Here is a 13590-nt window from a genome sequence, read left to right on the forward strand (position 1 = left end):
ATTATTTACCATTTTATAATCGCACTTGCCCAGGTAAATCCACTTCCAAAAGCCGCTAAAACAACAGTGTCCCCAGATTTAATTTTGCCTTGTTCCCAAGCTTCTGTCAAAGCAATTGGAATAGATGCAGCCGTCGTGTTTCCATATTTTTGAATATTATTAAAAACTTGACCGTCCGTTAATCCAAATTTCTTCTGGATAAACTGTGATATTCTCAAATTAGCTTGATGTGGAATCAACATATCAATATCTGAAACCTGCAAATTATTGGCTTGCAATCCTTCATTTATAACTTCGCTAAAACGCACAACGGCATTTTTAAATACAAATTGACCATTCATATAGGGGAAATAACTTTCGTCATTTGGATCATTATCAGTGATAATATCCGTAATCCAACGCCCTCCCATTCCTGGAGCTTTGACCACTAATTCCTCCGCATGTTGACCTTCAGAATGCAAATGAGTAGATAAAATTCCTTTTGTCAAATCTTCTTCCCGGCTTAAAACCGCCGCTCCTGCTCCATCGCCAAAAATAACAGAAACGCCTCGCCCGCGAGAAGTCATATCCAATCCTGTAGATTGAATTTCGGAACCAATTACTAAAATATTTTTATACATTCCTGTTTTAATGTATTGATCTGCAACGGATAATGCATAGACAAAACCCGAGCATTGATTTCTGACATCCAATGCACCAACGGTTCTCAAACCTAAATCACGTTGCACTAAAACTCCAGGTCCAGGAAAATAATAATCGGGACTTAAAGTAGCAAAAACAACAAAGTCAATGTCATCATTAGCAAGACCTGAGCGTTCAATGGCTATTTGAGCCGCTTTTACTCCCATAGAAGTCGTAGTATCTTTTCCTCTAATGATGTGACGGCGTTCTTGAATCCCAGTTCTTTCTTGAATCCAATCGTCATTTGTATCTATAATTTTCGATAAATCATCGTTTGTAACTCTGTTTTCAGGAACATAAAAACCCAATCCTGAAATTTTAGAATGATACATATTTAGTAGTGTTAATTAGTATTATTTGAATGCTAAATTAAGGATACTTTTTAGCAATAGTGACACAATCTGAAATTAATTTAATCTTAAAGTTCTAAAGCAACTTCTGTATTAAATTCCAATTCCGAAATATGATCAAAGAAAACGACCGTTCCATTAGCAACTGCCTTAATCAAGAAATGACTTCCTTTGAAATAGCATTTTTTTACAATGACTTTAAATATTCCATTTTCGACTACTTTCAATTGATGTGGATAGCGTAAAATTAGTACATCGTCACCATCGATTTCCTTGAATTGCGATAATTTTAATTCATTTACTTCACCAAAAAGCGAGGCAATGTATTTATTTGATGGGTTTTTATACAATGCTAAAGAGTCGGCTTTTGCTATCAATTTTCCCTCTTGCAAAACGATAGTTTCATCGGCAAAGGAAAGCGAATCCGTGCTATCGTGTGTGGCAACTATGCAGGTAATTTCATTTAATTTTAAATAAGCAAACAAATTTCTTCGCAATGCATTTTTTCTGAAATTATCAATTTGACTGAACGGCTCGTCTAACAATAAAACTTCAGGCTCCAATGCCAAAACTCTTGCCAATGCTACTCTTTGTTGTTGTCCGCCACTAAGGTATTTCGCCTTTATGGTAGCGAATTCTGTCATTTCAACGATTTCTAATAATTCATTTATCCGATGTTGTTTTTTCTCTAAATTAACATTGGACAGATACTTTCCTACATTCTCAGCAACGGTAATATAAGGCATCAAATCAAAATCTTGTGACAAGTATTTCATAAAAGACATACCTGGAACTAAGTTGGATTTTGTTCCCAAAACTTCAGTTTCTCCCCAAAAGATTTTTCCTTCATCTAAATCGTACAACCCATAAATCAATTTCAATAGCGTACTCTTCCCACAACCGCTTTCGCCAATAATAGCTATATTTTGACCTTTATTTATTGTAAAATCTATTTGCTTTATGACACTTTTATCATTGTAACCAAAGGTGATATTTTGAACTTGAAGCATAGTTTAAATAAGAAATGAATTCGAAAATTTATGGTGCAAAGATAGATTGAAAGTATAAAAAAAGCACGTAGTTTTTAGAATAATACCAATTAATTATTGCTGGTTATTTAACTATTTAAGACATATAAAATGTTTATCGAATTATCATTATGCAAGTTTACGAACATTATACTTCATACTATTTGTATATTTAAAATAATTACTTATCTTTGACGTTAGTACTGTAAAGCGTGAATTGTGATAAAAAGTTTTGGAGATAAAGAATCAGAGAAAATTTGGAATGGAATTCAGTCAAGAAAGTTACCTTCTGAAATTCAAAATGTTGCGAGACGAAAATTAAGAATGATTAATAACGCTCAAAACGTAATTGATTTAAGAATTCCACCAGCAAATCATTTAGAAAAATTAAGCGGCAATTTTTCTGGTTTTTACAGTATTAGAATTAACAATCAATGGCGGATAATTTTTAATTGGGAAAATGACAATGCCTTCGAAGTACAAATTATAGATTATCATTAAAAAATAGAATTATGGAAAATTTGAGAAACATACATCCTGGTGAAGTTTTAAAAGAAGAATTTCTTGTGCCACTAGAAATAAGTGCTTATCGTTTGTCTAAAGAAACTTTTATTCCACAAACTAGAGTTAGTGAAATAATAAAGGGCAAACGCAGAATTACCGCCGATACAGCGTTACGACTTTCTATATATTTTGGAACTAGTGCTAAATTTTGGCTTGGACTTCAAGACGATTACGATTTAGAGGCAGAAAACAATTCAAAGAAAGACGAATTGAAAAATATTAAGCCAATGAAAAATCACGCAGCATAAAACGAGAAAACTAAAGACTGATTTATATTTGAGTCAAGTTTAGAAACGTGATTCACTATTTTTCCATTTCAGGTATCCAAAAATGCTTGTCGAAATCTATAATTTGATTATCAATGACTTCAATTCCCTCGCTTTCAAGTAATTGTTGCATGAGATTGGTTCCGTCAAAATGGTGTTTTCCTGTGAGTAAACCTTTTCTATTCACCACGCGATGTGCGGGAACATCTTCCAAGTTATGTGAGGCATTCATTGCCCAACCCACCATTCTTGCCGAACGAGCGGCCCCAAGAACTTTAGCAATTGCAACATAGGAAGTGACTTTTCCGTAAGGAATTTGTCGGGCAACAGCATAAACTCGCTCAAAAAAATTTTCATCTTTATCGGTCATTTTAAATCCAATAGTTTTTAATGAGTTTCAAAAAAGTAATTATAGAAACCAATCCCGTTATAGAACCAATGATATAATTTCCTTTGTCAATCAGGAAAGATGTCTTGTTTTCTTGTTTTTTGAAGAATAAAATGTATAAGTAGAAAACTGAAAAAGAACCCATAACAACGCCCAAAACAAAAGAATATATAAAATAGGAATTAAAGAAAAAATAGCCGTAAGCCGATAATGTGACGCTTACAAAAACATAATAGGGAATGGGGAATAAATTCAACGCAGAAAGCAACATTCCAAGAAAAAATCGACTTGCTTTGCTGTGCATTTTTATCTCTTGTTTTTCCTTTTTAGGTTTTGAAGCGGACCAAAAAAAGTAAATAGACAATACTAAAAAAAGAACTACTCCAATTTCCTGTAAAATATTGATTATATCTTGACGACTAAAAATAAATTTCGCAAATAATAAAGCGACGTAGGTTTGAAAAAAAACAATAATGGTTGCGCCACTTGCGAAAGAAATTGCTTCATTTCTACCGTCAACTGCGCTCACTTTTGCAGCCGTCATATTGATTAAACCTGGCGGCATAATTCCAATTGACGCAATTGCAAAACCTAATAATAAAGGCACTATGAATTCCAAATGTTATTTTATTTTAAAACGAATATACGTAATTGCTTTGTTAATTTCCAAATATTGTTTTTCGTAAAATGTCTGAAAACCAGTTACTTCCTCTGGACTTCCTTCGTTTACATATACATTATGATTGGCATATAAAACATCATGCCCCTCGCCATGAAGCAACCCTAAAGTGTAACCGTGCATGAATTCGCTATCGGTTTTTAGATTCATTATTCCTTCTGGTTTGAGGATTTTTTTGTACAATTTCAGAAATTCAGAATTGGTCATTCTGTGTTTGGTACGTTTGTATTTTATTTGTGGATCTGGAAAAGTAATCCAAATCTCATCGACTTCATTTTCGTTGAAAATATGATTTACCAATTCAATTTGGGTTCTAATAAAAGCTACATTGTACAAGCCTGTTTCCACAGCAGTTTTAGCACCACGCCAAAAACGAGCTCCTTTTAAATCAATACCAATAAAGTTTTTATTTGGGTATTTTTCGGCAAGTCCAACAGAATATTCGCCTTTTCCACAGCCTAATTCTAAAACAATTGGATTGTCATTTTTGAAAAAATCAGTGTTCCATTTTCCTTTCAATGGGAATAAATCGCCAACCACTTCTTCTCTTGTAGGTTGAAAAACATTACTGAATGTATCGTTTTCTTTGAACCTTTTTAATTTATTTTTGCTTCCCATGGTGTGTTTTATGTTTTGGCAAAATTAAGGAAATATATAGGATAAAATATAGTTTTAGCAGTTGCTTTGGAAATATATTTTTTTTAAAAGGGAAAACGATTTTGGAATTTATTGCAACACCTTTTGCAATGTGAAAGAAAAGTTAGATCCAGAACTTAAAACACTTTCTACAAATATTTTTTCGTTATGCGCTTCAATAATATGTTTTACAATGGCTAATCCAAGCCCCGAACCACCTTCTGATCTTGCGCCACTTTTGTCCACTCGGAAAAAGCGCTCAAACAATCTAGGAATGTTTTTGACATCAATACCTTCACCGTTGTCGGAAATATTTATTAAAACCCGATTATTGATAACGTCTTCAATTCCAATTTCGGTTGAACCGCCAATTGTTCCGTATTTGATAGAATTTTCAATAAGATTGGTAACAACTTGTTGAATTTTATCATAGTTTGCATTAACTAAAATTGGTTTGTAGTATTTGTCATCAAAAGTTATTAAAATATCTTTTTTATGGGCTTTCATTTCCAATAAATCCATTACGTTTTGAATTAATGGAACAATATCGAAAGGCGTCATTGTGATTTGTTCGTCAGACATTTCAAGTTTGGCTATAGTGTCTAAATCTTCTACAATATATACCAAACGTTCTACTCCATTTAAAGCACGTTCTAAATATTTTTTGCGAATGGTTTTGTCTTTCATACCGCCGTCAAGCAAAGTTTCAATGTAGCCTTGAACGGTAAATAAGGGTGTTTTAAGTTCGTGTGAGATATTTCCTAAAAATTCTCTTCGGTATTCCTCACGGATTTTTAATGTTTCTATTTCTAATTTTTTATCGGAGGCGAATTTCGAAACTTCCCGAGTAATCGAATTCATATCGGTATTTGAAGATTTATTTATTATAGTAGAGGATTCTAAAAATGAAAAATCGTCGTAAATTTTTTTAACCTTTTGAAAAATAAAATGTTGGACTTTAAATTGCAATAACAAGAAGGAGAATAGGGCAATGCAAATAGCAAAAATCAAGCAAAAACTAAAAGAAAACTGAAAGAAAAAATAGGTTAAAAAACCAACTACTCCTGTTGAAAAAAAAGTAATTTGTAGGGCTGAGTTTACAGCAAAACGATATGTTTCTTTTATTTTTTTAGTCATCTATGCTTCAAACTTATATCCAACTCCTTTTATGGTTTTGAAAAATTCATCACCAATTTTCTCTCTTAATTTTCGGATATGCACATCGATAGTTCTTCCGCCAACGATAACATCATTTCCCCATACTTTATCTAAAATTTCTTCTCGTTTGAAAACTTTCCCAGGTTTCGAAGCCAATAAATAAAACAATTCAAATTCTTTTCTTGGCAGTACAATTTCAATGTTGTCTTTAACTATTTTGTATTCTTCTCTGTTTATTTCTATTCCTCCAACATTCAATGTTTCGGAGTTTTGTTCTGTTTCTTTCAATCTTCTCAAAAGTGCTTTGACTTTACTTACCAATAATTTTGGTTTGATTGGTTTTGTAATATAATCATCCGCGCCAGCGTCAAACCCCGCTACTTGCGAATAATCTTCGCTTCGAGCTGTTAAAAAAGTGATGATTACATTACTCAATTCTGGAATTTTTCTGATATTTTCACAGGCTTCCATTCCATCCATTTCTGGCATCATTACATCCATAATAATAAGATGCGGAAGAATTTTTTTTGCTTTGGCTACAGCCTCTTTGCCGTTTACAGCAGTTGAAATTTGGTAGCCTTCATGTGAAAGATTGTAGCCTACAATTTCTAGAATGTCTGCTTCATCATCAACTAATAGAATTCTAATATCTTTCTTCTTCATAATGCAAAATTAGTTAATTAATATAAATGTAAATATAATACAATTCAAAAATACAATTAACACTAATTTATTTTAGTGATAATTTAGTAACACTAAAAAAACAATTCGTTAATATTGATTATTTATTTTCTTTGTAAGAAAAAGCCACGCAAATAGCGTGGCTTTTAAATACTATTTCATGGTAAATTACTTTTTAATTACTCTGAAAGATTTAGTAACATCTCCTTGTTTTAAAACTAAGATATACATGCCTGATTGGTAATTAGTTCCAAATTCTTGATTATTGATATCTGTAAAATTAATTTTACGAGATTCAATTAATCTACCAGTAAGGTCATAAGCATTCAAATTTACATCGTCAGAACTTGAAGAAACAAAACTTAATCTGAAACTATTTGTGAATGGATTTGGAAATGTTTTTAAAGTTGACTCTGAATTGTTATCAGTAAAATCAACTGTTGCTAAGCTAGAATCCGTAAAATCAGCTCCAGATAACGCAATTGAAGCAGTTGCTGGTCTGTAGTCCAATCCTGTGTAGATTGTTGCGTTTGTAATATCATATGGTCTAACAAGAATCCCTGCATTAGAAGTAACTGTTGTATTTGTGTTTGCAGCATACCAAGTACCTATTACAAAACTTGGATTGTTCAAAGTTGTATTTACTTGCAAAACATTGGAAACCGTACCTGCCAAAATATTGTTTTTATATTTCAGTGTGTTGTTAACCGCGTTTGTTTCAGTTGTATTTCCATCAATATGAAGTCCTTCTTGGAAATCCATAAAAATAGAGTTATAAACTTTCAACTGTGAATTTCTTCTAAGACGTACGGCTCTTTTGTAACCAGTTGCAAGTACTCCTCCGTTTGGAAGTGTCAATCTGTATGAAGGTCCTAATAAGGTACAGTTTGAAAATATTGCACTTGTGTAAGGCGAAACCGAAGTACTTGATGCATTATTATCAGATTCAAAACCTTCTGAAGTTGAAATCAAAGGATTGTCAGAAATCTGAGGGTCTCTTACACCCAATGCAAATTGAACATTTCCACTGTATCCATTATCGGTATCAAAATCGTCATCTAAACCTCTGTAAGCAACTATATGTTTACAGTTTACAGAACCACCAAACCATTCGAAAGAATCGTCATTTGCAAAAGAAACTTGTACATAATCAATTGTAGTTCCTCTTCCAACAGCTCCAAAAGTCAAACCATTGATTTCTTGGTTTGGAGCATATATATATCCACCGTATTCAATTCTAACATATTTTAAAATACCTGAATTATCATTATCATTTGGAGTTAATCCTCCGCCATATTCGGTATCGGTACTAATAGCTATACCTTCGATGTTATTAACGCCATTATTGATATTAAAAGAAGCTTTACCTAAAAGAATAACTCCACCCCAATCTCCTTTGTTACGCGCTCCAATAGCATTGTCAGATGTAAATACGATTGGATTAGTTGCAGTTCCTATTGCATTAACTTTAGCACCTTTAGTTACAAATAAGCCAGCACCAACAGCAGTATGATCGGCACGAATTACAACACCTGCATCAATTGTTAAAGTAGCATTGTTTTTCACATAAATTTGACCTCTCAAATAGTAGGTATTTCCTGCGGTCCATCTTGTATTCGTAGTAATACTTGTTGTTACATCCACATTTGGAGTTGGATACACCGCGTTTTGTGGATCATAATTTGTCCAGTTGTCTGTCCACATTGCTGCTGGAGCTGGAGCAAAAGCACCTCTGTATGAAACAGCAGTCACAGGTAAACAACCCACATGAATTGAAGCATCTGAGTCGTCACAATCTGAACCAAGTGTAGTCAGAGAATATCCTAATGGAGCAGTTGTAGCATTTAAAACTACTGATCCTGCATTATATCCATCAGCATCTTGATCTATATAGTATGAAATCCCATTTAAAGTAATATCTGTAAAATCAGCTCCTGACAATGCAATTGATCCCGTAGCTGGTCTGTAATCTAATCCTGTATAAATAGTTGCATTAGTTACATTGTAAGGAGTTGTTAAAATCCCTGCATTAGAAGTAACTGTTGTATTTGTGTTTGCAGCATACCAAGTACCTATTACAAAACTTGGATTGTTCAAAGTTGTATTTACTTGCAAAACATTGGAAACCGTACCTGCCAAAATATTGTTTTTATATTTCAGTGTGTTGTTAACCGCGTTTGTTTCAGTTGTATTTCCATCAATATGAAGTCCTTCTTGGAAATCCATAAAAATAGAGTTATAAACTTTCAACTGTGAATTTCTTCTAAGACGTACGGCTCTTTTGTAACCAGTTGCAAGTACTCCTCCGTTTGGAAGTGTCAATCTGTATGAAGGTCCTAATAAGGTACAGTTTGAAAATATTGCACTTGTGTAAGGCGAAACCGAAGTACTTGATGCATTATTATCAGATTCAAAACCTTCTGAAGTTGAAATCAAAGGATTGTCAGAAATCTGAGGGTCTCTTACACCCAATGCAAATTGAACATTTCCACTGTATCCATTATCGGTATCAAAATCGTCATCTAAACCTCTGTAAGCAACTATATGTTTACAGTTTACAGAACCACCAAACCATTCGAAAGAATCGTCATTTGCAAAAGAAACTTGTACATAATCAATTGTAGTTCCTCTTCCAACAGCTCCAAAAGTCAAACCATTGATTTCTTGGTTTGGAGCATATATATATCCACCGTATTCAATTCTAACATATTTTAAAATACCTGAATTATCATTATCATTTGGAGTTAATCCTCCGCCATATTCGGTATCGGTACTAATAGCTATACCTTCGATGTTATTAACGCCATTATTGATATTAAAAGAAGCTTTACCTAAAAGAATAACTCCACCCCAATCTCCTTTGTTACGCGCTCCAATAGCATTGTCAGATGTAAATACGATTGGATTAGTTGCAGTTCCTATTGCATTAACTTTAGCACCTTTAGTTACAAATAAGCCAGCACCAACAGCAGTATGATCGGCACGAATTACAACACCTGCATCAATTGTTAAAGTAGCATTGTTTTTCACATAAATTTGACCTCTCAAATAGTAGGTATTTCCTGCGGTCCATCTTGTATTCGTAGTAATACTTGTTGTTACATCCACATTTGGAGTTGGATACACCGCGTTTTGTGGATCATAATTTGTCCAGTTGTCTGTCCACATTGCTGCTGGAGCTGGAGCAAAAGCACCTCTGTATGAGGTTGTAGTTAGTTGTGCATTCATTGAAGCAGCTACTAAAAAAAGTACAGTTAAAAAGTAAAACTTTTTCATTTTGATTTTTTAAAATTGTTACGCCAAAAGTAAAATTGCCATTTAAATAAAATGTTTCTAATTTGTTATATTAGTGCCAACTTTAAGTTACTAAATTGTTAAGTTAAAAGTTCAAGCATGAACAATAAAAAAGGCTAGAGAATATCTAGCCCTTAAATAAAATCGTTGTTGTTTATTAAAAGGAATAATTTAAAGATAGCGAGAATGTAGGTCCAAATTTAGTTCTCCACACTAGGTCATCAGCACTAGAATCATAACCATTTGTATCTTGAGAATCTCCTGTTAAAACAGCATTAAAAATTGATTTAATTCCCGTAACTGAATTGGCAGTACCCAAGTCATTATTTTGATAGAAAATCAAATCCTGTGCTAGCACATTTTGAACATTTAATTTTAATTCCAATTTGTTATTCATGAAATTCTTAGCAATTTGTAAATCCAAGAATGTTCTTCCTTTTTCCCAATAAGCAGGAGTTGCGCCACCAGGTGTTTGATTTCCGTGAATTGCAATTCTATCACCAATTCTATTTGCATTAATAGAACCTGACCAACCTAATTCTTTATTCAAATATTGAAGTCCTGCATTAAAAACATAGGGAGATTGCCCTTGTAAAGGAATGTCTTTAAGTGTTGACGAAGTAACTAAGTTTCCAATATCAACTTTAGAACGAATTATAGCAAGATTAGTATACAAAGTTAAATCTTCGAAAATTTTAGTATTTTGAGTTCCAAAAATTGAACTTACTAAAGTTCGGTATTCCAATTCAATGCCTCTATTGGTTCCTTCTTTGGCATTTTTATATTGGTTAGAATTATTAGCTTGTGCTTGTAATTCAATTGGATTTGTAAATTGCTTATAGAACGCTGATAATGAAAACAACTGCCCTTTTCCAGGATATACTTCATATCGTAAATCGGCATTAATAATTTCAGCAATTTTCAATGATGGGTCTCCTGAAGTATTGAACTTTGTAGCAGAATCATAAAATAAGAAAGGAGCTAATTCTCTAAATTCGGGACGATTTAGTGTTTTAGACGCACTTAATCTTAGGTTTTGCTTTTTGTTCAAACTGTAAATAAAGTTTATAGAAGGCAGTACATCTAATTGAGAAACATCAACGGTTACAGGAGTTCCTGCATCCGATTCTGAATTTAATTTCTGAGAATACGTTTCCAATCTTGCTCCCCAAACAATCCTTAATTTATTAAATACATTGTCAAACATAGCATATGCGGCATTCAGTTTTGAATTGGCACTATAAGTATCACTACCTTTTGTTCCGTCAAACAATGTCAAACCGCTAGAATTAGACCCAAATATTCCCATGTTTGAAGCATTAAAAATAGTTGCATTAGTTTGATTTGAAATACTAGATAGAAAAGTATTATTTCCATAATTAACCCCGCCAACAAGTCCATTAAATATAACATATCCCAATTGTCTTGCAGCAAAATCTCTAAATCGAGATTGGGTAATTGCGCCTACTTTTATTTCGGTGGTAAAATCGTCCGAAAATTTTATTTTTTTACTCAAATCTATTTTGGCACTCAATATATATTCTTTATTCTGTGAAGTATAAATGGAACCCGGATAATCAGACCCTACTGAATTTGTTGAGAAACTTGCTGTTGGCTGGGAAATAGCACCATTATCGTATTTTATATATACATAACTGTTTCTTCTCTCACTTGGCACCTCTCTATTTACATTACTAAATGAACTATTCCAGTTAATTTTTATTTTACTTTCAGGTAAAAAATGTTCTCCAATTAATTGACCGGTATATATTTTATTATTGGTAAACAATCTTGAAGTTGTATTAATATAAAAAGGGTCGCTATCTTGATTTAGGCTACCAGTTCTATCCATTATTCTATTGTCAGAAATAATACTATATAAGTTTTTAAAACTAAATGTATTGTTTGGATTTAATTTTAAAGACAAATTACCAATGGCAGCAAATAATGTTTGTACACTATAGTTTTGATCCATTTGGTTTGTTACTAATTGTCCCGGAGAATCATATGTTCTTCTATTAGTTTCGTTGTAATTATTTGTTTTATTATAGGTTACTGAAGTCAAAAAACCTAAACTTTTATTTTCATTGATCTTAAAATACCTACCTAAAGTATATTGCATACTAGTGTTTGGGCTGAATTTTTTTTCGTACAAATTCCAATCCGATTGATATGATTTTGCTAAAGAGGCAATTTCTAAAACACTACTCTGAGAACGTGTGTTCTGCAAAGCTTGAAAATTGGCAACACTTGGAAACGAAGATGGTAAAGCTCTAGTCCCATCATCTAGTCCTATCCATTCTGATTTTCCACCTGGAGAATAAAGTTGTGTTTTTCCAGTTGTAATAGTATTATATCCCGAACCTATAGATAGAGATTCAAAATTTTTATCTGGTGTAGCTTTTGTATTTATTTCAATAATTCCTCCCGCAAATTCCCCAGGTAAATCCGGAGTAGCTGTTTTATTAATCACCAAATTATCAAGCATATTTGCCGGAAAAATATCAAATGAAAATGCTTTTCGGTCCGGCTCGGTACTTGGTAACGGAGCACCATTTAAATAGGTAGTATTGTAACGGTCATTCAAACCACGAATAATTACAAATTTATTGTCCTGAACGCTGGCGCCACTAATTCTTTTTAAAACATCGGAAGTTGTTTTGTCCGGAGTTCTTTTTATTGATTCTGCAGATATTCCATCAGAAACTCTCGAACTATTCTTTTGTACCGATAAAAGCGAAGCTATCGATTCTGCTTTCATCTTAGTTCTTTTGATTACAACCTCATTCAAACTGTTATTTTTTTCTGCCATTGAAACGGTAAGCGATGTAGTTTCGTCTTTTATAGCATCTACATCTGAGATGATTTTAGTTTCTAATGTGAAATCAGAAAATTGAAGTTCTTGTTTTCCAACAGGCACATTTCTAATTATGAAATTTCCTGAAGCATCCGTTTGTATTGCTAATTTTGTGTTTAAGACCTTTACCAAAACACCCGGTATAGATTTTCCTGTGCCTTCTTCAACTACCATACCCTTAATAATGGCAGTTTGAGAATACATGGAACTAGAAATGAATAGGATGAAAAAAAAGTAAAAATATTTCATTATATTTTTTTTAGGTTAAATTTATTTGTGCAAAAATAATAACATCAACTTATTTATATGTTATCTATTTATTATGAAAAAGACCATTTTGAGTTTCAATGTAAAATTAAAGTCAATTTTAGGCGCGATTTATCGCTTCCGTAATTTTAAATTTACATTGCGTTTAATATTTTCAGATCAAAATTTTTTAAAAACAACAACAATACGACAATTTGTCACTTTAACTATTTTGTATTCTTCTCTGTTTATTTCTATTCCTCCAACATTCAATGTTTCGGAGTTTTGTTCTGTTTCTTTCAATCTTCTCAAAAGTGCTTTGACTTTACTTACCAATAATTTTGGTTTGATTGGTTTTGTAATATAATCATCCGCGCCAGCGTCAAACCCCGCTACTTGCGAATAATCTTCGCTTCGAGCTGTTAAAAAAGTGATGATTACATTACTCAATTCTGGAATTTTTCTGATATTTTCACAGGCTTCCATTCCATCCATTTCTGGCATCATTACATCCATAATAATAAGATGCGGAAGAATTTTTTTTGCTTTGGCTACAGCCTCTTTGCCGTTTACAGCAGTTGAAATTTGGTAGCCTTCATGTGAAAGATTGTAGCCTACAATTTCTAGAATGTCTGCTTCATCATCAACTAATAGAATTCTAATATCTTTCTTCTTCATAATGCAAAATTAGTTAATTAATATAAATGTAAAATGTATATCCGTAATTGCTCATATTTTTGTATATTTGTTTGATAAATAAAT

The 13590-nt window shown here is 32.7% G+C and carries 11 protein-coding genes and 1 pseudogene; 2 read left to right on the forward strand and 10 right to left on the reverse strand.

Going from position 1 to position 13590, the window contains the following annotated elements; all coding sequences use genetic code 11:
- Window positions 1-5: 5 nt before the first annotated feature.
- Both AC9UEH_RS02750 and AC9UEH_RS02755 read right to left on the reverse strand, forming a co-directional pair.
- Complete coding sequence (locus tag AC9UEH_RS02750; RefSeq protein WP_509528157.1) at window positions 6-1013, reverse strand: 3-oxoacyl-ACP synthase III family protein; 1008 nt, start codon at window positions 1011-1013, stop codon at window positions 6-8.
- An 86-nt stretch (window positions 1014-1099) separates the two neighbouring features.
- Window positions 1100-2041, reverse strand: a complete 942-nt coding sequence (locus AC9UEH_RS02755; RefSeq protein ID WP_509528159.1) for an ABC transporter ATP-binding protein — start codon at window positions 2039-2041, stop codon at window positions 1100-1102.
- Window positions 2042-2278: 237 nt separating this feature from the next.
- Here AC9UEH_RS02755 and AC9UEH_RS02760 point away from each other — a divergent pair, with 237 nt between their 5' ends.
- Both AC9UEH_RS02760 and AC9UEH_RS02765 read left to right on the forward strand, forming a co-directional pair.
- Window positions 2279-2560, forward strand: coding sequence for a type II toxin-antitoxin system RelE/ParE family toxin (locus tag AC9UEH_RS02760; RefSeq protein WP_509528161.1), 282 nt, complete (start codon window positions 2279-2281; stop codon window positions 2558-2560).
- An 11-nt stretch (window positions 2561-2571) separates the two neighbouring features.
- A complete protein-coding gene (locus tag AC9UEH_RS02765; RefSeq protein ID WP_509528162.1) occupies window positions 2572-2871 on the forward strand; it encodes a HigA family addiction module antitoxin in 300 nt (99 codons plus the stop codon).
- A gap of 55 nt (window positions 2872-2926) precedes the next feature.
- Here the strand turns inward: AC9UEH_RS02765 and AC9UEH_RS02770 are convergent, their stop codons facing one another.
- The 8 genes and pseudogenes from AC9UEH_RS02770 to AC9UEH_RS02805 all read right to left on the reverse strand — a co-directional run.
- The gene (locus AC9UEH_RS02770; RefSeq protein ID WP_509528163.1) at window positions 2927-3259 is read right to left on the reverse strand and encodes an MGMT family protein; all 333 of its coding nucleotides are present in this window, start codon (window positions 3257-3259) and stop codon (window positions 2927-2929) included.
- Window position 3260: 1 nt separating this feature from the next.
- Window positions 3261-3896 (reverse strand): lysine transporter LysE, encoded by a 636-nt coding sequence (locus AC9UEH_RS02775; RefSeq protein WP_509528164.1) that lies wholly within the window; start codon window positions 3894-3896, stop codon window positions 3261-3263.
- 3 nt (window positions 3897-3899) lie between these two features.
- On the reverse strand, window positions 3900-4574 hold the full coding sequence (trmB, locus tag AC9UEH_RS02780; protein ID WP_509528165.1) for a tRNA (guanosine(46)-N7)-methyltransferase TrmB: 675 nt from the start codon (window positions 4572-4574) through the stop codon (window positions 3900-3902).
- Window positions 4575-4682: 108 nt separating this feature from the next.
- Window positions 4683-5729, reverse strand: coding sequence for a sensor histidine kinase (locus AC9UEH_RS02785; RefSeq protein WP_509528166.1), 1047 nt, complete (start codon window positions 5727-5729; stop codon window positions 4683-4685).
- Window positions 5730-6413: a response regulator transcription factor gene (locus AC9UEH_RS02790; RefSeq protein ID WP_509528168.1), complete on the reverse strand. Its 684-nt coding sequence runs from the start codon at window positions 6411-6413 to the stop codon at window positions 5730-5732.
- 186 nt (window positions 6414-6599) lie between these two features.
- Window positions 6600-9707 carry a beta-helix domain-containing protein gene (locus AC9UEH_RS02795; RefSeq protein WP_509528169.1) on the reverse strand — a complete coding sequence of 1036 codons (3108 nt, stop codon included), beginning with the start codon at window positions 9705-9707 and terminating at the stop codon, window positions 6600-6602.
- 175 nt (window positions 9708-9882) lie between these two features.
- Entirely contained in the window at window positions 9883-12831 is a 2949-nt protein-coding gene (locus AC9UEH_RS02800; RefSeq protein ID WP_509528170.1) for a TonB-dependent receptor, read from the reverse strand.
- Between the two features lie 180 nt (window positions 12832-13011).
- Window positions 13012-13506 (reverse strand): annotated as a pseudogene (locus tag AC9UEH_RS02805) (response regulator transcription factor); the annotation flags it as partial.
- Window positions 13507-13590: the final 84 nt, after the last annotated feature.

It is taken from the genome of Flavobacterium sp., assembly GCF_040402835.1.
Lineage (GTDB): Bacteria > Bacteroidota > Bacteroidia > Flavobacteriales > Flavobacteriaceae > Flavobacterium.